The organism is Cyclobacterium sp. SYSU L10401 (assembly GCF_010993705.1).
In the GTDB taxonomy this organism is placed as follows: Bacteria; Bacteroidota; Bacteroidia; order Cytophagales; family Cyclobacteriaceae; genus Cyclobacterium.
Genome location: NZ_WOFO01000001.1, coordinates 460618 through 486503, shown reverse-complemented (window position 1 = coordinate 486503; position 25886 = coordinate 460618). Strand labels below are relative to the sequence as shown.

Annotated in this window: 24 protein-coding genes and 1 tRNA gene; 1 reads left to right on the top strand and 24 read right to left on the bottom strand. The window is 43.7% G+C overall.

Annotated features, from left to right (window positions below):
* From GL182_RS02010 to GL182_RS01930, 17 genes are all read right to left on the bottom strand, one after another.
* On the bottom strand, window positions 1-3055 hold a 3055-nt coding region (locus GL182_RS02010), incomplete at its 3' end, for a methyl-accepting chemotaxis protein (protein ID WP_163377887.1).
* A gap of 134 nt (window positions 3056-3189) precedes the next feature.
* Window positions 3190-3438, bottom strand: a complete 249-nt coding sequence (locus GL182_RS02005; RefSeq protein ID WP_163377886.1) for a hypothetical protein — start codon at window positions 3436-3438, stop codon at window positions 3190-3192.
* A gap of 55 nt (window positions 3439-3493) precedes the next feature.
* A complete protein-coding gene (locus GL182_RS02000) occupies window positions 3494-4048 on the bottom strand; it encodes a DUF420 domain-containing protein (protein ID WP_163377885.1) in 555 nt (184 codons plus the stop codon).
* A complete protein-coding gene (locus GL182_RS01995; RefSeq protein ID WP_163377884.1) occupies window positions 4038-4706 on the bottom strand; it encodes an SCO family protein in 669 nt (222 codons plus the stop codon). The genes GL182_RS02000 and GL182_RS01995 overlap by 11 nt, the downstream gene beginning before the upstream one ends.
* Window positions 4707-4778: 72 nt before the next feature.
* Window positions 4779-5105, bottom strand: a complete 327-nt coding sequence (locus tag GL182_RS01990) for a cytochrome C oxidase subunit IV family protein (RefSeq protein WP_163377883.1) — start codon at window positions 5103-5105, stop codon at window positions 4779-4781.
* Window positions 5106-5128: 23 nt separating this feature from the next.
* Window positions 5129-5899, bottom strand: a complete 771-nt coding sequence (locus tag GL182_RS01985) for a cytochrome c oxidase subunit 3 (protein ID WP_163377882.1) — start codon at window positions 5897-5899, stop codon at window positions 5129-5131.
* A gap of 22 nt (window positions 5900-5921) precedes the next feature.
* The gene (locus GL182_RS01980) at window positions 5922-6503 is read right to left on the bottom strand and encodes a heme-copper oxidase subunit III (RefSeq protein ID WP_163377881.1); all 582 of its coding nucleotides are present in this window, start codon (window positions 6501-6503) and stop codon (window positions 5922-5924) included.
* 6 nt (window positions 6504-6509) lie between these two features.
* Window positions 6510-7412, bottom strand: a complete 903-nt coding sequence (cyoE, locus tag GL182_RS01975) for a heme o synthase (RefSeq protein WP_163377880.1) — start codon at window positions 7410-7412, stop codon at window positions 6510-6512.
* Window positions 7409-8503 (bottom strand): COX15/CtaA family protein, encoded by a 1095-nt coding sequence (locus tag GL182_RS01970; protein WP_163377879.1) that lies wholly within the window; start codon window positions 8501-8503, stop codon window positions 7409-7411. The genes cyoE and GL182_RS01970 overlap by 4 nt, the downstream gene beginning before the upstream one ends.
* Complete coding sequence (locus GL182_RS01965; RefSeq protein ID WP_163377878.1) at window positions 8484-10373, bottom strand: cbb3-type cytochrome c oxidase subunit I; 1890 nt, start codon at window positions 10371-10373, stop codon at window positions 8484-8486. Before GL182_RS01965 ends, GL182_RS01970 begins: the two co-directional genes overlap by 20 nt.
* Window positions 10374-10397: 24 nt before the next feature.
* Window positions 10398-11429 (bottom strand): cytochrome c oxidase subunit II, encoded by a 1032-nt coding sequence (locus GL182_RS01960; RefSeq protein ID WP_163377877.1) that lies wholly within the window; start codon window positions 11427-11429, stop codon window positions 10398-10400.
* Window positions 11430-11453: 24 nt separating this feature from the next.
* Complete coding sequence (locus tag GL182_RS01955; RefSeq protein WP_163377876.1) at window positions 11454-12740, bottom strand: quinol:cytochrome C oxidoreductase; 1287 nt, start codon at window positions 12738-12740, stop codon at window positions 11454-11456.
* A complete protein-coding gene (locus GL182_RS01950; protein ID WP_163377875.1) occupies window positions 12740-13366 on the bottom strand; it encodes a c-type cytochrome in 627 nt (208 codons plus the stop codon). The genes GL182_RS01955 and GL182_RS01950 overlap by 1 nt, the downstream gene beginning before the upstream one ends.
* Before the next feature lie 14 nt (window positions 13367-13380).
* Window positions 13381-13911: a DUF3341 domain-containing protein gene (locus GL182_RS01945; protein ID WP_163377874.1), complete on the bottom strand. Its 531-nt coding sequence runs from the start codon at window positions 13909-13911 to the stop codon at window positions 13381-13383.
* A 2-nt stretch (window positions 13912-13913) separates the two neighbouring features.
* Window positions 13914-15278 (bottom strand): NrfD/PsrC family molybdoenzyme membrane anchor subunit, encoded by a 1365-nt coding sequence (nrfD, locus tag GL182_RS01940; protein ID WP_163377873.1) that lies wholly within the window; start codon window positions 15276-15278, stop codon window positions 13914-13916.
* A 17-nt stretch (window positions 15279-15295) separates the two neighbouring features.
* The gene (locus tag GL182_RS01935; protein WP_163377872.1) at window positions 15296-18394 is read right to left on the bottom strand and encodes a TAT-variant-translocated molybdopterin oxidoreductase; all 3099 of its coding nucleotides are present in this window, start codon (window positions 18392-18394) and stop codon (window positions 15296-15298) included.
* Window positions 18395-18426: 32 nt separating this feature from the next.
* Complete coding sequence (locus tag GL182_RS01930; protein ID WP_163377871.1) at window positions 18427-19692, bottom strand: c-type cytochrome; 1266 nt, start codon at window positions 19690-19692, stop codon at window positions 18427-18429.
* A gap of 370 nt (window positions 19693-20062) precedes the next feature.
* Here GL182_RS01930 and GL182_RS01925 point away from each other — a divergent pair.
* Window positions 20063-20136: transfer RNA gene (locus GL182_RS01925), tRNA-Cys, on the top strand.
* Window positions 20137-20301: 165 nt separating this feature from the next.
* Here the strand turns inward: GL182_RS01925 and GL182_RS01920 are convergent.
* From GL182_RS01920 to tsaD, 7 genes are all read right to left on the bottom strand, one after another.
* A complete protein-coding gene (locus GL182_RS01920) occupies window positions 20302-20718 on the bottom strand; it encodes a type II toxin-antitoxin system VapC family toxin (RefSeq protein WP_163377870.1) in 417 nt (138 codons plus the stop codon).
* The gene (locus GL182_RS01915) at window positions 20715-20960 is read right to left on the bottom strand and encodes a DUF6364 family protein (RefSeq protein WP_163377869.1); all 246 of its coding nucleotides are present in this window, start codon (window positions 20958-20960) and stop codon (window positions 20715-20717) included. Before GL182_RS01915 ends, GL182_RS01920 begins: the two co-directional genes overlap by 4 nt.
* Before the next feature lie 190 nt (window positions 20961-21150).
* Complete coding sequence (gene rpsA / locus GL182_RS01910; protein ID WP_163377868.1) at window positions 21151-22932, bottom strand: 30S ribosomal protein S1; 1782 nt, start codon at window positions 22930-22932, stop codon at window positions 21151-21153.
* Window positions 22933-23113: 181 nt separating this feature from the next.
* Complete coding sequence (locus tag GL182_RS01905; RefSeq protein WP_163378491.1) at window positions 23114-23623, bottom strand: HNH endonuclease; 510 nt, start codon at window positions 23621-23623, stop codon at window positions 23114-23116.
* A gap of 8 nt (window positions 23624-23631) precedes the next feature.
* Complete coding sequence (locus GL182_RS01900; protein WP_163377867.1) at window positions 23632-24447, bottom strand: NlpC/P60 family protein; 816 nt, start codon at window positions 24445-24447, stop codon at window positions 23632-23634.
* Complete coding sequence (gene smpB, locus GL182_RS01895) at window positions 24413-24877, bottom strand: SsrA-binding protein SmpB (protein WP_163377866.1); 465 nt, start codon at window positions 24875-24877, stop codon at window positions 24413-24415. Before smpB ends, GL182_RS01900 begins: the two co-directional genes overlap by 35 nt.
* Window positions 24861-25886 carry a tRNA (adenosine(37)-N6)-threonylcarbamoyltransferase complex transferase subunit TsaD gene (gene tsaD, locus GL182_RS01890; protein WP_163377865.1) on the bottom strand — a complete coding sequence of 342 codons (1026 nt, stop codon included), beginning with the start codon at window positions 25884-25886 and terminating at the stop codon, window positions 24861-24863. Before tsaD ends, smpB begins: the two co-directional genes overlap by 17 nt.

Here is a 25886-nt window from a genome sequence, read left to right as displayed (position 1 = left end):
CCATCTCTCTCCAGGCAGATTCCTTTTCATTGGAAGCCAGTACCTTTTTACTGGTTTCCAGCTTGAACAGCATGTTATTGTATTCGTTGACCAGCAAACCAATTTCATCCTTCGAAGGCCAAACCATGTATTCATTGTTTTCCAGGTTGGTTTCCTTCAGCTTTTGGGTAAGCAATCGGAATGGCTGGGTGAGGTGTTTGGAAACGAAGTAGGAGATTACCAAAAATATAAGGAACATTACCACAAAAATGATCAGGATATTACTAAATACTTCAGTAATCATCAGGTTCAATTCTTCCTCTGCCTCGAAAAAGGGAATGGCAATGATGGCTTGCAGTTTTTGACTTTCCGCATGTTTCAGCGCCAGATAGACCGTTTTAAATTGCATGTTACCCACCCATTCGGTTTGCAAAAGCCGGTTTTCCATGGATTCAATAATGGCTGCGTAAGCGCTGGGATGCAGGTATTGGGAGAGAATTTTCTTGTCAAAGATGGCGGGTTGGTTGGTGGCCATCAACTTCCCCTCTGGAAGGTAAAGATTGATGTCCGTATCCGTTGCACTAGCCAGCGCATAGAGTTCATCGTTGAGTTCCTCCTTATTCAAACCGTCAAACTGATTTCCGCTAAGACTCCTGCCCAGGTTGTCACGAATGATACCCGCTTTTTGAAAATATTGACGGTTCAGGTCTTCTGTGTAGGAATGGCTCAGAAAGCCCACCGAAATCACGCTGATGATCAACATGGGGAAAAAGAAAGCAAAGTTAAGGTACAACTGAAGTTTGGTGGCATAGTTGTAACGAAGCTGATTGATTCCAGCCAATAGGAGAAAAATACTGATGGAAATCAGTGTAAAAATCAAATAACAAACAAAAAAGAAGGCCACATCAGCAAGGATATAATTATTAGGGTATTGGGAAGAGGTAATGACAATAACCTTATCGTTGAATTGTACGCCAAAATGGTGGAATCCACTGGCATGTACTCCTTTTTTATACAGGTTTTGGTTTTGAAGGATCTCCTCTATGTCTGCACTTCGGTAGCTGTACATTCCCGAACTGTATTCCAACACCCCATTGTCAAAAATGGCAAAATCAAAATCATTTTCTATGTAGTTGGAAGCATATTTATTGTCCATCAACAATTTGGGAAAGGCTTTTCCTGATTCCATCTGTTGTTGATTCAATTCTATGACAAGGGTACCCAGAAAAGCATCTTCTTTTTGAATTTTGATAAAAGATACAAACCTGTTCCCCATATTGGTTTCCGTAGACCTGACATAAAAAAGGTTATGTACCTGAGTAGCATAATCGCTATTCATGTATTTAATTTTATACTCCTCCAAATCCGGTTCATCCTCTTTGTTAGAAAAGTGCTGGCCCGAAGGATTGTAGAGGGCTATTTTCTGGCTATACTGATCAAAATATCCGCTTAGGTAAATTTTCCTTAATTTTCTTTCAATCGGTTCTTTGGACAGCAGGGGATCTGCAATCCGGTTTTGGATAAAAAGATCAGCCTCAATCCTGCTCATGATGTCCTCCAATAAAAATTCACCCATTACATCCTTGTCAAGCATGATGTTGTTGGCAAATTTCTGTTTGGACCGGACTTCATCATTCCTTTCGTGATGAAAGGATGCTGCTCCGGTAATCACCGCCCCCACCAGGCAGGCAAAAAAGAAGGTTAAGAAGGTGTTGAATTCCAGCTTAAACAATTTGTCATACAACCTGAAACTTATGATGGAGACCAGGAGGATCAAATGAGCAATAAAAGAAACCAGTAAAATAAAATTCCAGGCCACCAAAACGGCCAAGACAGGGAGTGAGAAAACCAGCAGGACCTTCAGGGGATAAAATATGTCATTGTCCTTCTTATAGAGGACCATATTTAATCCGATTATAGAAAATAACAGGTAGCCGGCTCCACCCAGAAAAACAACAAAAAGACTGATGGCTTTATGGTAATTGAAATTGGGAATGGACTCAATATTCAGGTTCCACTGTGCATTTTCCACGATATTCATGTAAAGGAAAAAAAATGAAAACATCAACAGGGTGGAAAGCAGGTAGGCAGCGGATAAATGAATCCAATCTGCATATTTTTTCCTGAACTGGATAAAATTAAATAGTACCCGTTTATGCCCCAAGATGGCAATCACCATGCTCAAAACGATCAGGTAACAAATGACATTTAGCAGCAAATCTCCCAGGCTGGGGTTGATTCTGGAGGAGGCATACAATCCAGGATCGAATATTCCGGCCTGAAAAAAATCATTGGGAAAGTTGAATAGCAACATCAAAACCCGGATACAGCCCAGAATCAGAAAGGTATAAAGTGTGGCCAATAATTTCCTTCCTTTGGTCCAAATCGTGTATACAAAGTCGCCCCCGATAATCAAAGCCAGGCCCAAAAGCGAAAAGAAAAATACCAGAAGGGTAGAATTGATGGAGTAGCCGGGCGGACTGTACCCTACCCGGAAAAGGATGGAAAATAAATAATCCTTTTCGAAATGGACGTCCTGATAGTCTTCCTTGCTTTGATTGGATAAGACGAAACGGTCATTCCCGAAAGTATCCTCATTGATCCCATTGTTCAGGTATTCATTTTCTATGGCCACTTTGCTGATCAATGGGTGCACTTGCAGCAGCCAATAGGGATTATCGTTGCGGGTGATTTTTTTTAGTTTGCTGAAATATACGCCCCGGCTATTGTCTATAAGCTGGTACTTTTTGGAAACCGAGATGCTCTCAAAATCCGGTACCATTTCTATATCCGACCAGTAAACAAGCTCCCCCTCTTCAGAAAAAAGGTAAAAGGGGTACTCGTGCGGAACATTCAAAGAGGAAAAAGCGATCTCACTGTTGTACCTGTTCTCCATTATAATACTGATGTAATCGGCATCAAATCCTTTGATTACCTCAGCCAATCTTTCTTCCAATTTTGACAGGTGTAATTCCGGCTCATCCGATTTCCCATTATCCAGAAAAAAATTCAATGATAGCACTGTCCCCAAAAGGAGAATAGAAACGATCAGAATTAACCTTCTTTTCTTAAGCATACAGGATCAGCAAAACTCTATTTAGCAGCTTACAAGCAAAATCTGTTCTAATCTGCTCATCAAAAACAAATCAATAAAAAAACTTCGACAGGAATAAAAAAGAAAAATTATCAGGCATTCAGTGCACACAAATATCAAAAAGAAAGTTTCTTCTTTCTTTTGGCATTTTTATACCAAATATAGGCCAGAACGGACAATAAAATATAAGGAGCAACAAACAGGTACAAGATCCCCAGATTTAACCCTGCTCCAACCGTGGTATCACCATTGCTAACATTATTTTCTATGGTAGCCCGGCACATGGCACATTGGGCCATAGATTCTTGCAGTGTGCCTACCAAAAACAAAAACAGACCAAACAGAAATTTTTTGAGCTTATTCATCGGTAAATAAACGGTTTCGGGTTAAATAAAGTTCTTTCAACATGTGCCACCGGAATCAATGGTTATAGTAAGGACTGATCATCAGGTACACAATCACTCCGGTAACGGTCACATATAACCAAATGGGAAAGGCATACCTGACTACAGCCCGGTGTTTGCTGTATTTGCCGGTGTAGCCATAATAATAGGCCCACAAAATAGGAAACAAGGCTACGGCAGCGAGAATGATATGGGTAATCAGGAGAAAATAATAAACTCCCCTGATCCAACCTTCTCCTCCAAAGGAAGTACTATCTGCTGCCGCATGATATATCACATAACTGATAAGAAACACTGCTCCGAGACCAAAGGCTGTAGTCATGGACACTTTGTGCCAGGTGATTTTACCCTGTTTGATAAAATATACACCTAGCAACAAAGCTATGGTAGCAGCGGTATTGATCACAGCATTAAGATGAGGAAGGAAATATACCCATTCCTCGCCAATGTTTACCTTAGATGGCATGAACAGCAGAATAGCCACCAGGATAGGCACCAAAACAGAAATGAAGGTAATCCATCCAGTAATGGCAGTATCCTGCTTTTCAATGCTTGCATTGTCATTTGTCATATAGCAAAATTTTTGTTTCCAATATCAATTGGTCAACACCTTCCCTCTGTGTACCACTGTAATAACCTCTGATCCTTCCCAATTCATCTACCAATACGAATTTATCACTATGAATAAAGTCCTCCGGATTACCTGCCCCATCAATGGTAGGCAAAACAAAACCACAACGGGCCAATTCATAAGTCAGTCCTTTGTCTCCAGTAAGAAAATACCACTTGTCTTTTTCCGCCAGGTGCCGTTCAGCATAATCTGCGAGAATCTCAGGGGAATCGTATTCAGGATCTATACTAATAGAGAAAATTTGTACCTTATCCTCCTCCCGAAACGCATCCTGAACCCGCTCCATCTCAGCTGACATCACCGGACAAATGCTGGGGCAGCTGGTAAAGAAAAAGTCAACAATGGTAATTTTCCCTTCCATATCTTCCTTTCCCACCCGTCTGTTCAGGTGATCAGTAAAAGAAAACTCAGGAATATAATGCTGCCCGGTATTATCCCCATAATCGCATTCCTGATAGGGATCTTCTACGCCTTGCTCATACAATATCGGAATATCATATTCATTGGATGTGAACCCCCTTAAAAACAGGATAATCAATACCGGAATCATCAACACACAGATCAACACCATGACCTGAATAAACCGCAACATTTTCATATAAGTTATAACAAAAAAAATGGTTGAAGATTCCACTCCAACCATTCATATATTGACATTTATTTACCGCATTTACCAGCGCATCAAAAAGATGTCTGTACCTTCCCTGAAAAGGGCGATTATCAACCAAATCAAAAAGATCAATGGAACAATAATGGAATAAAACAAAGGCTTGGCTTCATCCCCGAGGTGCATGAATTCCATCATGATATACTTGGCTTTCACTATGGTAAGTACAATAAAGATGATGTATAGCAACATCCCCCTTTCCATGGTAAAGGCAAGTAAAAATTCTACAGCTGTTACCACCAGAAGGATCAAAGCTGTCATCCAGATTTTTTTGATTTTAGCGGAATCTCTTGGAATTACTTCCAGTCCGTGTTTATTTTCTTGTGCCATAAGTCAAATATGCTTTAAATATGCTAGATCAGATAGAAAAAGGTAAATACAAATACCCAAACCAAGTCTACAAAGTGCCAATATAGTCCGATCTTTTCAATCATTTCATAATGTCCCCTTTCTTCATAGACTCCAACAGCTGCCTGATAGAAGGCGAGAAACAATAAGAACACCCCAATGGTCACGTGAAAACCATGAAATCCGGTGATAAAGAAAAACAATTGAGCAAAAGGAGCAGGCCCGTATTCATTCACAAGCAGGTTTGCCCCATAGACGGTTTCGGAAACCACGTTGCCCAAAGAATTAACATAGGTAAGCATGGACCCTTCGTCTGTACCATGGATAAAGTGCGACCACTCCCAGGCCTGACAGCTTAGGAAAGTAATCCCGCCCAACAGGGTCCAAAGCATCCACTTCACCACATCTTTCCTATCATTACGGTGTCCGGCTTCCACTGCCAGTACCATGGTCACAGAACTAAGTATCAAAATAAAGGTCATCAGTCCGACGAAGACCAATGGAAAATGCCCTCCATGAACCAAAGGAATGGCATCAAAGATCATTTCTGGAATGGGCCAGTATTCATTGGAGCTCACAAAATCAGCCGCCTCTCCTCCGTAAGCAGGATAACTGACCCGGATGGCTCCGTAGGTAATCAGGAAGGCCGTAAAGGTAAAAATATCAGAGAGCAGGAAAAACCACATCATGAGCTTTCCATAGCTGGCCTTTAGCGGTTCATTTCCACCACCCCAAACACCTCTTTTTGATTGGATTTCAATAGCAGTCGAAGACATATGGTATAAATTAACTTATATTTTAATGATTTAAAAGCAAAAACATGAACAAATACAGCCAAAGGCCCCCCAAAAAATGCCAATAGGTCACACACATTTCCAACTGTGGCATATTTTGAGAATGAATCTTATTTCTTAAAGACGAAATTAATACAATAATTAGAAAAATCACACCGCTAATCAGATGTATTGCATGCAATCCGGTAAAAACATACATAAATGACCCTGCCGGGTTACCCACAAAATAAACATCCTGTGCTACCAGAGCCACCCAACTGTACCATTGCCCTATCAGGAAACCCAATCCCAAAACTGTAGTAACGATCAATCCAATCTTAAGTGAGTTGAAATCGTCCTTTTTTGCTGACAGAAAAGACCAGTGAATGCTGATACTACTGAGCACAATGATGGCTGAAGTGTACCAAAAAACGTCAGGCAAGTCAAATTCAAGCCAGTTGCCTTCAGACTGCCGGACAATATAGGCACTGGTCATTCCAGCAAAGATCATCACCACACTTACGATAAAAAGCCACAGGGCAAATTTCTTCGGATGCATGGACAGGGGCTGTTCGGCCCCTTCTACAAATGCTAATTTCTCTTCCATTCCAGTCTAAATTTTATCCAATAAATAAGCAATTTGTACGATCGGCAAATACAGGAAAGACCCGAACATGATTTTTAGGGCTGATTTTCTGGAACAATCCTTCATCAATGAAAAGGTCTGCGCCAGAAATAACACCCCACATATTGTAGCCACCACGCCTGAGTTTAGCCCGGTAAAACCAAAATAGGTAGGCAGTAAACCAAGCGGCAATAAAAACAAGGTATAAATCATGATCTGAATCGCCGTATTCAGATCCTTCTGTCCTCCGGAAGGCAACAATTTGAAGCCCGCTTTTTTATAATCTTCATCGCTCACCCAGGCAATCGCCCAGAAATGAGGAAATTGCCAGATAAATTGTATACCAAATATGATCAGCGCTTCATAGGATATGCTACCTGTAGCAGCCGTCCAGCCCAAAAGCGGAGGCATGGCTCCCGGTATAGCTCCAACCAATACAGCTATAGGGCCAACTCTTTTTAATGGAGTATATACGAATACGTACAAAATCATGCTCAAGACACCCAATCCTGTAGTCAGCCAATTGGTAAAATAGCCCAAAAGCAATATACCCAGAGTGGCAGCTATAATGGTAAACCAATAAGCCTCTCTAACGGAAATGACTTGCATGGGAAGGGGTCTGTTTTGCGTGCGCTTCATGAGCTTATCATAATCCCTTTCCTTGATCTCATTGGCAGCACCGGAGGCACCACTTACAAGGAAACCTCCCGCAATTAATGCCAGAAAAGTGCTCCAGGAAAATACCTGACCAGAATGACCCAATATAAATCCAAACACGGCGGAAAAGGTCACCAATGCCGATAACCTTACCTTTAGCAAGTCCATGTAAGCACGTAACCTCACCGCAATGGTGTCAAAAATAACTTTTTCAGATAAATCTAATGTACTCATACCAAAGCAATATTTTTAGGCTGCCTTTTTAGCAAACCCAATTCAAGCCAAATGTAATATTGAAATCCAATGATCAGAGAACCAAGAAGCAAATGTAAAGGCTGGATAAACGCAGGAATACCAAAATAAGCCATCAAGACGCCTGACAGGATAACCAACAACAACAAACCCAACAACCAATTAAATTGCTTTTGGATTGTATGGCTAATATCCTTGTTTCGATAAAACTGATAAGCAAGGAACAAATGTAAACCAAGCAAAACCAGCGAAAAGGACCTGTGAACATAAAAGGTAAAACCCAATTCCGCTATCCAGGAAAACCGATTCGAATAGCCGAAGTCTGCCGCAATCACATCAATATGCTCCCTTACCTGTGTCCCCAATATGATTTGAACTATCATTAAGAAAATTCCCAAACCCATCACCAACCGATAAATGGAAAACTTATTCCCTACGGAAACAATTTGTTCCTTATTTCCACTAATAAGCGTCCCGGATCGGAAATAGATATACAATAACAAACAAACCAAAACCAGGGCAACGATCATGTGAACACTGATCATCCATTGCAACAAATTCGTAGAAACCACTATAGATCCCAACCAACCCTGAAATATCACCAAAACAAGGGAAATGAAAGCCAGAAGGGATATTTTGGGATCAATCTTACGCAATCGTACCGAGTAGACAAATGTCAAAATGATCAATAAGCCAATAAGTGCACCAATCAACCGATTGACATATTCAATCCAGGTTTTGGTCGCATTGAAAGGTTCTTGTACCAGGATACTTTCATCCTGTTCGATTTCTTCAGCCAGGGCTGAGAAACCTAAATTATCCAAAAGGGAAGCAAAACGTTCATTCTTTTCCACCCTTTGGGCCACATAAATTTCATCATAATTTTTTGGGAGCTGATCCACCGAAGTAGGTGGAACCCAGCTCCCAAAACATTTTGGCCAATCGGGGCATCCCATGCCAGCACCAGTGCTTCGGACAATTCCCCCGACCAGAATAAGAAAGAAAACAGCTGCCGTGGTGATAAAACTTATCCTACGGAAACTTTGAATATGATTAAGATTCTTTTGATTCATTGGCTACCAATACATCCCCTTCCTCAGCCATGATTTCTTTCTCCAGTTGCACGAGCTTATTCTCATGGGGAAGGTTCGACTCAGGCGTAGCTGATAAAGGTACCGTTTGAGGAATAAAATCTTCCTTTGCTCCAGGCTTGCTATAGTCATACGGCCACCTGTACACCGCAGGAATCTCTCCTGGCCAGTTACCATGGCCAGGATGAATTGGAGTGGTCCACTCCAGGGTATTGGACTGCCATGGATTGGCCGATGCCTTTCTTCCTTTGTACATGCTGTAGAAGAAATTAAATACAAATATAAACTGGGCAAAAAAGGTGATGATGGCAGCTACCGAAACGAACATGTTCAGATCAGTATACATGTCCGAAAAGGAGAAGTTTGTCCAACTGTAATACCTTCTGGGGAAGCCAGCGATACCAATGTAATGCATGGGAAAGAATACCATGTATACCCCAACGAAAGTAAGCCAGAAGTGAACATGACCTAATTTCTCATCCATCATCCTGCCAAACATTTTGGGGAACCAGTGGTACACTCCAGCCATCATGCCAAAGAAAGACGCGGATCCCATGACCAGGTGAAAGTGCGCTACAACGAAATAGGTGTCGTGCAACTGAATATCGATAGCGGAATTACCCAGGAAAATGCCTGTCAATCCACCGGAGATAAAGAAAGATACCAGGCCAATAGAAAACAACATTCCAGGTGTGAACCTCAAATTTCCCCTCCAAAGGGTAGTCAGGTAGTTAAATACCTTAACCGCAGACGGAACAGCAATAATCAGGGTAAGGAACATGAATATGGAACCCAGAAAAGGATTCAAGCCCGATACGAACATGTGGTGTGCCCATACTACAAAGGACAATATGGTAATGCCCAACATGGAAATGATCATGGCCTTGTAACCAAATATTGGTTTTCTGGAATTGGTAGCGATAATCTCTGAAGTAATCCCCAGTGCCGGAAGCAATACAATGTATACCTCAGGGTGACCTAAAAACCAGAATAAATGCTGGTACAACACCGCACTGCCTCCGGTATTTGGAAGTGCTTCACCCCCTATGTAAATATCTGAAAGATAAAAACTGGTACCAAAGCTCCTGTCAAAGACCAATAGAAGTGCAGCAGAAAACAATACCGGGAATGACAATAAACCAATAACGGCTGTCAGGAAGAAAGCCCAAATGGTGAGCGGCAACCTGGAAAATGACATGCCCCTGGTTCGCAAATTAATTACGGTGGTGATGTAATTTATCCCTCCAAGTAATGAAGACGCAATAAAAAAGGTCATGGCAATCAACCAAAGTGTCATTCCCATCCCGGATCCAGGAATGGCTTGTTCGAGGGCAGACAAGGGAGGATATACTACCCATCCACCTGCAGCCGGTCCTTTTTCAAGAAAAAGGGAAGCAAACATGATCACTCCGGAAACAAAGAAGAACCAGTAGGAAAGCATGTTCATGAATCCGGAGGCCATATCTCTGGCACCTATCTGAAGCGGAATCAGAAAATTAGAGAAAGTACCACTCAAACCTGCTGTCAATACAAAGAATACCATGATGGTACCATGCATGGTGACCAAAGCCAGGTAGAAATTTGGATCCAGTTTCCCGGAGGCATCAATCCAGCCACCTAAAATGGGCCTCAAAAAAGAAAGGTCCATCTCAGGAAAACCCAATTGCAACCTGAAAAGCACAGAAAGCAGACCCCCAATGAAGGCCCAAAACATACCTGAAATCAGGTATTGCTTGGCTATCATCTTATGGTCAGTGGAGAATATATACTTCGTGATGAAGTTATCTTTGTGCTCATGGTCATGATGGTCATGATTGGACACATCGTGAGCCGATACGTTTGCTACTGCCATGTTATCTAAATTTTATCAATGATATTATTCTTCGTTTATATATATTTCCGCTAATTCTTTCAAATCAGCAGGTAGATCAGCTATCAAATCAGGATTACTCTTGATAAATGGTGTCTGTTCAGCTACCCAGGCCCTGTATTCATCAGGTTCTACTACACGTATTACCTTTCTCATGGAAAAATGACCATTTCCGCAGACCTCGGTACAGGCAATTTCATATTCAAACTCTTCATCTCCCAGCTCAGCTCTCATCTCCTCTGTAGTCTTGTTAGGCACAAACCAGAAACGGGTAGGCATACCAGGTACCGCATCCATTTTCAAACGCATGTGCGGGGCAAAAACAGAATGTAATACATCTCTGGCCCGGATTTTAAACAAGACCGGCTCACCTTTAGGTATCACCACATTTTGTGAAGGGAAATCATCAAAGGAATTTTTATCTGTAAAATCAATTCCTCGGGAATTGGTGGCATTGGTCAGCCGATAATCATAATCTCCCAAAGTATTGTCCATTCCCCCATACCTGACATCCCAGGCAAACTGGTATCCCATAATTTCTACCACGTGGGCTTCTTCAGGGGCAGGAGCGGTAATGTCTGACCAGGCTTTCCAGCCGGATACGACCAAAACTGTTAAAACTACCGCCGGCACCAGGGTCCAAATGATTTCTAATTTGTTATTGTCAGGATAGTAAGATGCTCTTCTGTCTTCACTGTATTGGTAATGATAGCTAAACCAAAACAGTAAAATGTGGGTAAGAATGAATATAAAGCCGGTTACCGCCATGGTGATCCAAAAAAGCTTGTCAGTCACCAGACCATGTTCAGAAGCTATAGGCAACTGATAATTGTCAAATTCCTTAATGGAATACCAAAACATCAGTACCCCACAACCTATCAGGAAAAACATCATCAAGAAGGCATTTACCTTGTTACTGGTGGTAGCAATCTTTTTATCAGAACCCTTGGCTACCGAAATCAAGGTTTGAATCCTATATACCATCCAAATCACCAGGATCAGGAGTATTACACCTATAGAAATAAGAAGTCCGTACATAATTTATAACTGTTTCGGTAATTTTTAAATGTGATGATGATAACTTTCTTCCAGCATGGGATGGTTTTTAGGAACCAGATTCTGCTTGGCAAGATTACTCAAAGCTACAAAAGCAAAGGCAGCTCCATAAACCAGCAACATTCCCAACTCCATTAATCCAACTCCTCCGTTATGACCGAGTGTTCCCGGTTGAACCATTAGAAAGAAATCAACCCAATGACCAAAGATGATGAGGGTACAAACCAATTTGAGAAAGATGTTGTGCCTTTTTGCATCTCTTGTCATAAGAACAAGAAAGGGTAAAACAAAGTTTAATACTATGTTTACAAATATATACGGTCCATACACGTCGCTGGATAGCCTTTCGATAAAATACACGGACTCCTCAGGAATATTGGCATAATAGATCAGAAGAAACTGAGAAAACCAGATATAGGTCCAGAAAATAGAAAAGGCAAAAACAAATTTTCCGAGATCATGGATGTGGTTTTGGTTGACCATTTCCAGGTATCCCTGGTCTTTTAAGAAGATGGTAACCAGCGTAATGGCAGACAAACCGGCAACAAACCAGGAAGCAAATACATACCAGCCAAACAAAGTGGAAAACCAATGGGTATCAATCGATAAAACCCAATCCCAGGCACTCACAGAGGAGGATACGGCGAAAAACACAAGAAAAATAGCAGACCATTTCCTAAGGGTATACCAATAGGAAGTACCACCATTTAAATCCTCTTCAAAGGACAGGCTTTTCAATTTGTTGAAAAAGAAAATCCAAAAACCAAAGAACAGCACCATCCTGACAATGTAAAAGATGGGAAAGCTGCCCTTTTCCATGGGCCAGTAGAAAAAGTTTCCTTTTCCATCAATGATTCTGTCATAAGCCGGATCTGCCTTATCGAAAATATAACTATGGGTCCAGTGGAACAAGTCGTGGTTGGCAACAAAGAAAGTAGCCAACATCAGTACCGCTGCGATAGGCAGCCAGTTGCCAAATGAAATCATAATCCTGAGCAAGGCAGTTGACCAGCCTGCCTGAGCAGCGTATTGAATAGCAAAAAAGAAAACTCCTATAATGGCGATGCCTGTAAAATACACGTTGTTGATCCACAGGTTAGCGTATAGTCTTTTGGTCCAGTGAAAAGCATGTCCGCCATCTTCCCCGGCACCATGGTCTCCTCCCAGAGCAGCGGCAATGATGCCAACCAGTAAAAGTACTGCACCCAGACCTCCCAGGAAGAAAATAACCTTTTTTACCGCCGGGGTAAAATCAAATTTTTGATCCAAATTATAGTTGCTTGCCTGTGCCATTATTGCGCTTGAATTTCTTGTTTAACATAGTGTACGATTTTCCACCTTCTGTCTGCAGGAATCTGGGATGCATGTGCACCCATTCTACCCTTGCCGTGTGTAATCACATGGAAAATATGGCCTTCCGGCAAGTCAATATACGCTCCGCCTTTCAGGTTGGCTACACCGCCAATCACTGCTCCAACTTTTCCGTCACCTTCCCCGCCTGCACCATGACAGGAAGTGCAATATTGCAAATAAAGTTGTTGTCCTTCCGCCAATACCTGGTCGTCAAGTTCTATGGGGTTTTCAACGAGAGCAGCTCCTTCCAGATCTGCCACCCTCAACCTGTACGGCAAGCTGCCGTCTGTGGACCTGGGCACCGTATTGGCAACAGGCTCTCTCATGGTCATTCCATAAGGATTATTGGGATTGCTATTATAAAATTCCCCCTTTTCATCTTCCCGGTTGGAAAGCCACATACCTTCTTCTTCGTTTCTTATCTGGGATAACGGCTCATAAGGAATCGAGTGATACATCTGAGGGGCATACTCGGTTCCCGGGTAATCACCTTCAGCATTACAGGAAGCCAATCCCAGCGATATGCCTGCTACAGCTATGGAATATATGAATGCTATTCTTTTCATTTGCTACAGATTACTTATTCAAAACTTTTACTGTTCACTTCCGTCGCTCCAGATGCTTTCAGGGCATCTTTGATTTGCTCCAGATCTACTGATCCATTACTGGCAATATCTATGGCCATGATGTGTTTGTCGTCGGTGCTTCGCAAATCAAATATTCGCGGTTGGCCCCAGGGCTTCAGGTTACTGCTGATCATAAAAACACCTACCATACCGAAGGCTGCCAGCAACACTGTCAACTCAAAGGTAACAGGAATGAAATCAGGGAAAGCAGCATAATCCTTGCCCCCAATGATCATCGGCCAGTCAAATTTCATCATGTAAAACTGCATGGTCAAAGCCAGGGTGGTTCCCAACAAGCCAAACAAAAATGCAGCTATAGGAAGCCGGCTTCTGGAGTAACCCAATTCTTCATCCAGGCCATGTACAGGATAGGGAGAAAATACTTCGTGGATCTTAACTCCTGCAGCCCTTACTTCTTTGACGGCGGACAAAAGGATATCCTCGTCATCAAAAATCCCCAGGATAAAATGCTTGTCTCTTTCCATGATTACTTAATTGTTTTTTCAGATGAAGATTTCAGAACAGCCTTTACTTCCGCCATATTGATCACCGGGAAAAATTTGGCAAACAATAAGAATGCTGTGAAGAAAAAGCCAAAGGTAAACAGGTAAACGCCCACATCCGTAATCGTGGGGTAAAACATTACCCAGGAAGAAGGAAGGAAATCTCTGTGTAGGGAGGTAACAATGATTACAAACCTTTCGAACCACATGCCAATATTTACCACCAATGAAAGAATAAAGGTAGCAGCTATGGAAGTTCTGATTTTTTTGAACCAGAAAAGCTGTGGAGAAATCACATTACAGGTCATCATGGACCAGTAAGCCCACCAGTAGGGACCAAACATCCGGTTTACAAAGGCATACTGCTCTGCCGCAACCCCGGAATACCAGGCCATAAAAAACTCCGTAATATAAGCGATACCTACAATGGAACCGGTAATGATAATCACGATATTCATCAGCTCTATGTGGCCAATGGTTATGTAATCCTCCAACTTAAAGACCTTGCGGGTAACTATCATCAGGGTCAATACCATGGCAAAACCGGAAAATATGGCTCCAGCCACAAAATAGGGAGGGAAAATAGTGGTATGCCAACCGGGAATCACCGAAGTGGCAAAGTCAAAGGATACGATGGTGTGTACAGACAGTACCAGAGGAGTCGCAAGACCGGCCAATATCAGGGAGACACTTTCGTACCTCATCCAAGTCCTGGCAGCACCGTCCCATCCAAAACTCAATGCCCCGTAAATCGTCTTCCTCAATCCGGTAGCCCTGTCTCTGATGGTAGCAAAATCGGGAATCAAACCGATGTACCAAAAAACCAGGGAAACAGAAAAATAAGTAGATATGGCGAATACATCCCAAAGCAGGGGAGAATTAAAGTTTACCCAAAGCGATCCATAAGTATTGGGAAGTGGAAGGGCCCAAATGGCTCCTATCCAAGGCCTGCCCATGTGAATCAAGGGGAAAAGTGCCGCACAAATTACGGCAAAAATAGTCATGGCCTCCGCTGCACGGTTAATGGAAGTTCTCCATTTTTGTCTGAAAAGCAGCAATACGGCTGAGATCAACGTGCCGGCGTGACCGATACCTACCCACCAAACAAAGTTGGTGATATCCCAGGCCCAGCCAACGGTCTTGTTCAATCCCCACATGCCTATGCCTTCCCAAAGGGTAGCTACCAGGGCCAGACTGCCAATCAAAAGTGCACCAAGTGAAACCGCCAGTCCAAGCAGCCAGCCTACGGTCGGCTTTCCTTCGACCTGCCTGGCAATATCATTGGTAACGTCCTTGTATGTCTTACCGCCGGTAACCAGCGGCTCGCGTACGGGTGAAGTAACCTGCATATTTATCTGATTTATTTTTAAGCTTCGTTTTTGTCCTTGTTTCTGATTTTGGTAAAATACCAAACATTCGGGCTGACGTTGATTTCTTCCAATACATGATAGGCCCGCTCTTCATTCACCTCTTTGATCGCCTCGGTTGAATTTTCTTCAATCTTCAGCATTTTGGATACCTTAGACTCCGGATCATTCATATCACCAAACACAAGGGCTTCTGTAGGACAGGCTACCGCACAGGCCACATTTATATCGCCATCCTTAACTTTCCTTTTATCACGCTTGGCAGCCAGTTTACCGGCTTGAATGCGCTGTACACACATGGAGCATTTTTCCATCACTCCCCTTGCCCTTACCGTCACATCAGGATTCAATACCATTTTACCCAAATCATCATTCTGTGCGGTATTCACGCCAGCAAAGTCTTTGTTATCATGGTATTTAAACCAGTTGAACCGCCGTACTTTATAGGGACAGTTGTTGGCGCAATAGCGGGTACCGATACACCTGTTGTAGGTCATCTGGTTTAAACCCTCAGAGCTATGAGTGGTGGCTACCACGGGACAAACCGTCTCACATGGTGCATTATTACAATGCTGGCACATCATCGGCTGGAAAGTAACTTCCGGGTTATCGGCCGCCTGTTCCAGTTCTTTATTGGAGGTAGCTTCCACCGGCGAGCTGTAATACCTGTCAATCCTGATCCAGGCCATTTCCCTTCGGTTGAGCACTTCCTGCTTACCTACCACGGCCACATTGTTTTCTACCTGGCAGGCCACGGTGCAAGCTGCACATCCAATACAGGAGTTCATATCGATCGCCAGTCCCCAATGGTGCTGGCTGTATTTGTGCCCGGACCAAAGGGAGATTTTACTTGGCTTTATAAATTCTCCGTCTTTATAAATTTCAGGGCGGTAACGCCCGGCGCTGGCATCTTCCTTATATTCTCCCAAAGTAGCTTCCTGGATCACAAAATCCCTGCCCATGTAGGTTTGATGGGTCTGGGTTTGTGCGATACTGTAGGATTCGCCGGTCAGGCTAATCTCTACCCCTTCTGTAATGTCATAGCTTACAAAACCTTTACCGGCATCTAATAGCGCATAGGCATTGACACCAAGACCATCGCCTACCCTGCCTGCAGCAGTACGCCCGTAGCCCAATGCCAGGCCGAAAGTGCCTTCAGCCTGACCCGGCTGTACCAATACAGGTACGGTAAAGGAAACACCGTTTGCCGTAACACTGGCCATCTGGGTGGCTCCTTCCTTCATACTCAAACCATTCTCATTGGCCCATTTCTGGGATACCGTCAGGTAATTGTCCCAGGTGGCTTTGGAGATGGGATCGGGCATTTCGTGTAACCATGGGTTGTTGGCAAAGGCTCCTGAGCCAATTCCAACCTTGGTGTAGACCACCAATTCAGCACCAGAGCCCTGCGCCTTGTAGGTGCTGCCTATGGCTGAAACCGCTGCACTGATATCTCCTGCAGGAGTCAAGGTTTCGGAGGCTTCCTCTTCCGTGGTGCTTACCTGGTAAACCCCGTCATGCAGGCATTTGTCCCAGAAAGACTGAAAGTCGGCAATTTCCTGCTGCCCTTCAAAAAGGGTTTGCCAGTCTTCCTGTAGAAAATCATAATAACTCGTGTTATTCCCTGCCCATTTCAAAAAGCTTTCCTGTGCCTGCCTTGTATTAAACAGGGGAGAAATCGTCGGTTGAGCCAGGCTGTACATGCCCTTTTTTGGGTAGAAATCATTCCAGGACTCCAGGTAATGATGGTCCGGAGCAAGGTATTGTACCAGGGCAGCTGTTTCATTTTTCACTTCAGAAGTAGACACGGATACCTTAGCCTTGGCTATGGCTTCAGCCAATGCCTGTCCTCCTCCGAAATCGTATACCGGGTTGCAATTGTAAAAGATCACTGCTCCTATACGACCTGCGTTGAGTTCGCTAATAAATTGACTCATGCGGCTATCGTCCCCCTTTCGGTAATGTACGGGATTTTCAAAATCTACCGTGCTTCCGGTATTGCCCAACAATTCATTGATGGCATGAATCAGCACCTGCACATGAGGATCGTTCGATCCGGACACCACCAAAGTGTTACCCCTGTTGGCCCAAAGTTCCTCTGCAGCTTTGCTCAGGTATGGCAAATCCAGGTTATTTCCCCCTGCGGTACTGGCACCAGCTTTTTGGGCGATCAGGTTGTGTAAGGTCAAAACAGCCAGTCCACTTTGAGAAGCTGTGATGGGCGTACGGTAATCTGCATTTGCTCCGGTAAGGGAAAGGGTGGATTCAAACTGGAAATGCCTGGACATATTGGGGTTTTCCTTGGAAATCTTTCTTCCCTTGCTGTACTGTTTGGCAAATTCTATGGGAGAAATCCAGCTGCCCAAAAAGTCCGCTCCAAAACTAACGATTACATTCGAACGGTCAAAGTGGTAGGAAGGAAGCATTTTAGTCCCATAATAGGTCTCGCTGGCCTTTGTGATACCGTAGCTGGAAATCGGATCATAGGTAATGTGTTCCACATCCCCAAAACGTTCTGCCATTTGGCTGATGGCCCTTTCGGTACCTGGAGATAAAATGGTATTGGAAACGACCTTTATGGATCCAGCAGATGCCAGCTTGCTACCCAAATCGGCATCAAGGGCGGCCCAATCAGCAGATTGGCCGTTGATCTGTGGTCCGGTGAGCCTGGCCTTATCGTATAGTGACAGCACTGAAGCTTCCACAATGGCACTGGTCCCTCCCTGGGTGATAGGAGAAAGCGCATTGCCGTCTACTTTAATGGGGCGTCCTTCCCTGGTTTTAACTACCACTGAAGCATAGTCGCCACCATTGGCAAATGTAGATGCGTAATAATTGGGTATGGAAGGATTGATATCGACAGGCTTATTTACATAAGGGATCGCCTTTCTTACCGGAGCCTCACAAGCCGCCAGAGAAGCAGCCGCAACACTGAAGCCCATCATTTTAAGAAAGTCCCTTCTGGAGGAAGATCCTTCTTCGGTCTGATTTTTTTTAGAGGTAAAGCCAGGGAATTCCTGATCGGCGTTTTTTACAAACTCGGGATCGTTTGTCAACTGCTCTAACCCTTTCCAATATGTCTTTTTATTTTCTTTCATTGTATATTAAAGAAAAGAATGTTCGTAAAGATTTAATAGTGACACTTTGCACATTCCAGGCCACCAATGTCCTTGACCTTCAAGGCATCTTTGGATTCGGAATGCAATTGCACGAGTTTATCGTAATATTCATTTCCCTGAGTAGTGACCTCGGTATTGCGGTGACAGTCAATGCACCAACCCATGGTCAGGGCACTATGCTGATATACCACTTCCATTTCTTCGATGGGACCATGACAGGTCTGGCACTCTACGCCTCCTACAGCTACGTGCTGGGAATGGTTAAAGTAAGCCAGATCGGGAAGATTGTGTACCCTTACCCACTCGATCGGTTGGTTGTTATCAACTGCATCATAAATTTTGGCTATTTCAGGGGAGATACCTTCCTTACCCTCCACATTCTGTATGTGCATGTGACAGTTCATACAGATATTGGCAGAGGGAATATTGGCAGATTTGCCAATTTCAACCCCGGTATGACAATATTGGCATTCAATTTCATATTGGCCGGCATGCAATTCATGGGAATAGGCGATGGGCTGGGCAGGCGCATATCCCTGCTGAATACCCACCGTGTACAACCCGTCAATGGCAGTCTTGACTACAAATGCCAGGACAATGGTGGTGACAATCAGGATAAAACCGTCGCTCTTCAATATCCCCAGGTAGTCAGTTTTCTGGTTAATAAACTCCTTGTCTTCCTCATCCAGCTTGTCGCTGTTGTTCATGTACTTGGTCAATACAGAAACAATCAGGCCCAAAACCACCAGAACGAGGATCAGCACAATAACCAATACTACCAGAATGATGGTCAGGTATTCGCTGGGGATTCCCCCTCCCGAACCGCCTTCACCGGTAGCTGAGCCACCTGCACTTGCTTCCGCTTCCGGATCTGCCTTATCTCCATATTCGATGTAAGCCAACAGGTTCATCAGGTCACCATCACTCAAAAAGTCCATGGCTGGCATGACCGTGTTGTTGTATTCCTTGTAAAGAGCAACTGCGGTAGCATCTCCACTTTGGATGACGGCCTGAGAGTTCAGGATAAACTTTTTAGTCCAGTCCAATTCCCTGCGGTCAGTAACCCCGCGGAGTGCCGGTCCGATAAGTTTTTGATCCAGCCTATGGCAGGTTTTACAGTTGGCATTAAAAATTGACTCCCCGGCGGAGATAGCATCTTCGCTTTCCGGAACTTCGGGGTCTACCGCATAGGCTTGCGCTCCCAGAAACAGGAAAAACAGAACCAGCAGGTGATATTGGCGAATTGAAACCCCTTTTAATGAGCGCTTGATCGACATAGTTATATATACTTTTTTCAGATTACCTCAGTGCAATTCAAATTCCCCACAAATGTACTACCCAAGTTCTATTTTTCAAACTTGCTGAAGCAGGCTCCAAATCATCGGGTTAAAATTGTATAATCATTGTAATTATTTGTATTTCAGTATCTTATAAAGGGGCTTCTATGTAAATATTTAATTTAGAACCGTTATAAATAACCTCTATTTGTCAATATTTGCCGAATAAAATTTACCTGTTATTGAATGGAAATTGAAAATTTGAAATTTAAATCAAAAAAGTACCCTGTTCATGAAATTAATATTTTTAACAGCAGGTATTTGAATTCGGAAGTAATTATGCCTAAATTTGCGCTTCGTTTAAGTAAAAGGTCGAGTGGCCGAGTGGCTAGGCAGAGGTCTGCAAAACCTTGTACAGCGGTTCGAATCCGCTCTCGACCTCCAAAGCATCCCCAAAAGGGATGCTTTTTTATTGCCCTAAAAATAACATGCATTTGATTTTATAGAGTAATTCCTAATTCGACGTTTGAAGTACCGGCTAATATAAAGCCTGGTTTTTTTCAGTCTCCCTCCTATTACCTTTTATTCATGAAAGTTTGGGATTTTTATCTAGGGTAAGGAAGCCAGGAATTCCTGAGGGGTCATTACGGGAATCCGGGATGATTTGAACCCGTTTATATCCCGGGTAAGGATCACATCCTGTCGGTTTTCCAACGCGGCATAATATTGCAGCCCGTCTTCAAAATCATTAAAATCCTCGTCGTTTAATGCTAAATCCACCACTTTAGCATCAAGCGATAAAACCTGCAGCATTAACCGCAACTTTCTCAAAACTTCCTTTGATTGATTAGCCGATTTCAATTTTGCCAATACATAATGGGTATTGGCCAGAGTCAATGATGTAACCGATAGTACGCACAACTTTCTATCAGCCAGGGTAAGTAGTTTTGCGGCGAAATAATAATATGGATGGCGTTTAGCCAATACATCTAAAACAATATTGGTGTCTATAAAAAGATTTGTCACTTATATTTATTTAACAGATAATCAGAATAGGCCTCTTTGTAATTAAAATCCCTATCCAGCTCAATGATACCTGACAAGCTTTTGACCAAAGGGGAGATTTCAGGATCTTCATCATTGCTGTCAGTTAATGTAGATAAATAAGATTCTATCAACTTCGACAGGCTTTTTTTATGCGTCTTTGAATAAGCTTTTGCTTTTTCGATTACAGACTTTTTAAGGTTCAAGGTCAATTTGGTGTTCATAGTGGTCTTTTTACGTATAAAAATAAAACACGTGTAAGTCAAGAAATTGGCACCTATTATTCACTATTTTATCAGCGGGAATCTGTGCTATCTGTGGTGCACTATTTTTTTCACCTATTTTCAGTCCCAAAAACAAAAAAAGCGCTGACCGAAACCGGGAAGCGCTTTTTTAATCAAAATTCTATTGCAATTATTTTTTGGACTGGTCCATTTTTTCTTTCAGGGCCGTCAGGGCATCCAAATCACCCAAGGTAGACTTCTCTCCTCCGGCACTGCTATCTGATCCTGTAGCTTTCTTCTTGGTGCCTGTAGCCGCTTTCTTAGCCGCTACTTTAGGCATGGCTTCTTCCTTGAAAGTAGCGGTATGAGACAGCACAATGCGCTTGTCCTCTTTGGAGAATTCAATCACCCTGAAATCAAGGCTTTCTCCGGCCTCAGCCTGGGTTCCGTCTTCCTTCTCCAGGTTTTTGGCGGTGACAAATCCTTCCAGGCCGTAAGGTAGCTCCAACACGGCTCCTTTATCATTCTTTGAAATGATGGAACATTTGTGTGTAGATCCGATCGGGAACACGCTTTCGAAGGTATCCCAGGGGTTTTCCTCCAACTGCTTGTGACCCAGTGCCAGTCTCCTGCTGTCCAGATCCAACTCCAATACGATAACATCCAGCTCATCGCCAACTTTCACAAACTCAGAAGGATGCTTGATCTTTTTGGTCCAGGAAAGGTCAGATACGTGTACCAGACCATCGATTCCCTCTTCCAATTCCAGGAATAGGCCAAAGTTGGTCAGGTTTCTGACGATACCCTTGTGCTTGGTACCGATGGCATATTTGGTACCCATCTCTGCTTTGGTCCAGGGGTCCTCGGTCAGTTGTTTGATTCCCAGGGACATTTTTCTTTCGTCTTTGTCCAGGGTCAATACCACTGCATCAATTTCATCACCTACTTTCACAAAGTCGGCCGGATTTCTCAGGTGTTGAGACCAGGACATTTCTGATACGTGGATCAATCCTTCTACGCCGGGAGCCAACTCCAGGAATGCACCATAATCGGCCACATTGACAATTTTCCCTTTGACTTTTGATCCCACTTCAAGGTTGGCAGAAAGTGAATCCCAGGGATGGGCAGTCAGCTGCTTCATGCCCAGAGAAATCCTTTTCTTGTCATCATCGAAATCAAGCACCACAATCTGAACCTTATCGTCCAGGTTAAGCACTTCTTCGGGATGGTTGATCCTGCCCCATGAAATGTCGGTAATGTGCAAAAGTCCGTCTACACCACCCAAATCGATAAATACACCGAAATTGGTCATGTTTTTGATCACACCTTCCAGTACCTGACCTTTTTCCAGGTTGTTCAGGATTTCGGCTTTTTGTTTTTCAAGGTCTTTCTCGATCAGTACTTTGTGAGAAACGACCACGTTATCGTTGGCGTGGTTAATTTTTACCACTTTCACTTCCATTTTCTTACCTACATAGATATCGAAATCCCTGATAGGCTTCACATCTATTTGTGAACCGGGAAGGAATGCCTCTACCCCATAAATATCTACGATCAAACCACCTTTGGTCCTTCTCTTCACCAATCCTTCTATGACATTGTCCTGCTCCAGGGCCTCCTCGATCGTCTGCCAGGCTTTGACCATCTTGGCCTTTTTTCGGGAAAGCACCAATTGACCCAATGAGTTTTCCTGCTCCTCAATGAAAAGCTCTACCTCGTCACCGATTTTCAAGTCCTCTACATCACGGAACTCATTCAAGGGTACCAATCCATCGGATTTGAAACCAATGTTGATGATCACGTCCTTGTCGTTGATGCCTACTACCGTGCCGGTAATGACTTCCTTTTCGGTGATCTCCGTAAGCGTTTTGTCATACAGCTTTTCCATTTCGGCCCTTTCCGCCTTGGTGTAGCCTTCTCCAAAACCCTTGGTTTCGAATTTTTCCCAGTTAAAATCTTCTTGATTTGACATATTAAATGATATAACCCTGATTTTCAACAGCCTTAGGGTCATCTGGCTGAGGTTTTTATGAAGAATACCTTCCCTTGGGAAGAACCGTTCACCCGAACGGACTGCAAATTTACGAAATATTTTAGGAATAGAAACCGGTAACCCACAAAAAATCAAGATCTTTACGAGATCGCTACAAAGCTCAGCCCACCGTTTTGGCGGCTAAAAATGGCAGCCACTCTTCGGCATGTAGTTCCGCATATTCAGCCAAAAAATAGGCAAGGGTAGGCCTGAAGGGTAACACTTTCAACTTCATGCCTGCTTGTTCCGGGGTTTTATCTCCCTTCAGGGTATTGCAGCGGTGACAGGCAGTCACCAGGTTTTTCCAGCTCGTCTTGCCTCCCTTGGAGCGCGGCACTACATGATCAAGGGTCAAACTCTTATCAGCCCCACAATACTGACAAGCATGCTGATCCCTTTTGTACAGGTTGTTTCTGTTAAGCATTACTCCTTTATAAGGAATATTCTTGTACTCAAACAGGCGGATCACCGCCGGATAAGCAAAGTCCCTATCCACCGTCCGGATTTTCAGGTAGTCAAAATGAGCCAATGGAGCAGCCTTTTCGAGCAGGGTGAGTACCAATGCTTTCTGCACATTCACAATGCCTACAGGGGAATGATCCAAATTCAGCACAAGTACTTTCTTTTCCATCCATTCCTTCATGATCTCATGAGATTTTTAACATGAAGAACCTGAACCTGTTTGGATTTGTTTTGGGCCGACATCCAATTCTCAGGGTCAAAGGGACTGAGCCTCACTTTTCCCTGAATACTCAGCAGCTGCCCCTGACCTGCATACAATCCGGCCCGGGATGGAATTCCATGTTCATTGCTGAAAATCACTACATCCCCCCCTTGTATACCGGTCAATCCCACCTCTTCTCCCGCGGTCAACAATTGGGAAAGGTAATTGGGAATGATATAGCCACAAATCTTAAAAATCAAATGCAGCCAACTCCCCTCATACAGGCCAAAAATACTCCGCCCACCGGATAGGTATGGGGCATTTAAAAATCCTTTTGCTGTCTCCAGCAATTCTTCACGTCCCGCTTTTTGTGAAAAAGGCCTGCTGCTGCCCTCGAAGGAAAAGGAGGCCTCCCAGTCAAATATCTCGTGGTTCCCTGCATGAAGCTGACTTCCCGGTAGTAAATAAACGGTAGACTTTTCCCAAATCACCCTACTTAGGGTGGCGGTGGTAATGTGCAGCGGACTCTGCCTGAAAAAATCGAATGATGCTGCTGTCAATTCATGATGCTGGGTAGTCAGTATCCATCCTGACCCGGACTGCTCCTCTCCTTCCACAAAAAGCCATTGGCCGTCTCTGGTTTTTCGAAGCACCTGGTACAACTCCCCGAATAGTAATTGGGAAGTCAATCCTGAGCCTACCACAGGTTCCCGGTAAATACTCAGCAAAGATAACCTGCATATGCCGTAGGAAGGCTCAGAAAGCCATACGTTGGAGGTCCCGTTTTGCATCCTTTTCCTTTATTGATTGCCTTTTGTCATGTACTTTTTTTCCCTTGGCCAGGGCTACTTCCACCTTAGCCAATCCCCGGTCATTGATAAATATACGCACAGGAATAATGGAAAGGCCTTTTTCGGAAAACTTATTTTGAAGTCTTTTTAGTTCCTGCTTTTGCAGCAATAACTTTCTCTCCCGTACCGGGTCATGGTTAAAATGGGCGGCCAGGGTATAGGGAGCGATATGCATTTGTTTGATAAAAAGCTCGTCTCCCTTGAAATAGCAATAGGCTTCTGTAAGTGAGACCTTTCCTTCTCGTATGGATTTTATTTCGGTACCACGAAGCACTATCCCTGATTTGAACTTGTCCAGAAACTCGAATTCAAAACTCGCCTTTTTGTTTCGGATATTGATGATCTTTTCGAACTTATTGTTTTTTGCCATGATTTCCAATTTTCATTTTTGCCTGCGGACTGATATCCAACCCGCAAAACTGGCCTGCCTGGTATTTGTAATGGGCAGCCATGGCCACCATGGCTGCATTATCTGTGCAATATTCCAGCCTGGGCAGGTATACTTGCCAGTTATAATTTTTCGCTGCATCGTTTAACGCAGATCTCAAGCCGGAGTTGGCAGATACTCCCCCGGCAATGGCCACTTCACGTATGCCTAGTTCCTGGCTCGCCCTGACCAGTTTTTGCATCAACATTTTGATCAGTGTATGCTGTACTGATGCGCAAATATCCTCCAGATGCCGGGCGATAAAATCAGGATCTTTCCGGATGTTTTCCCTGAGAAAATACAAAACAGCAGTTTTTATGCCGGAAAAGGAAAAAGCCAGTCCCTTCATGTCTGACAAAGGAAAAGAGAAAGCCTCCGGATTTCCTTTTGCTGCCAATTTATCCAGCTCAGGCCCTCCCGGATAGGGAAGTCCCAGGATCTTGGCAATTTTATCAAAGGCCTCTCCCACCGCATCATCCGAAGTTTCTCCCAAAATCTCCATGTCCAGGTGGCTGTTAACCAGCACCAACTGAGTATGTCCTCCACTGACAGTAAGGCAGATAAAGGGAAAAGTGGGACTGGGCCTGTCAATAAAGTGGGCCAGGACATGGGCCTCCATGTGGTTGACGTCTATCAGCGGAAGATTCAGGGCATAGGCGAATGATTTGGCAAAGGATCCCCCTACCAGGAGGGCTCCCATTAAACCCGGACCACGGGTAAACGCCACTGCAGACAAAGCCGTCTTGTCTATTCCAGAGGATTTCAAGGCCTCCGCTACCACCGGGATCAAGTGTTGCTGATGGGCTCTGGAAGCCAACTCAGGTACTACTCCCCCATATTTCTCATGTACGGATTGCGTGGCCACAATATTATTAAGTATTTTGCCATCAGAAATCACGGCTGCTGACGTTTCATCACAAGAAGATTCTATAGCTAATATATTACAACTCAT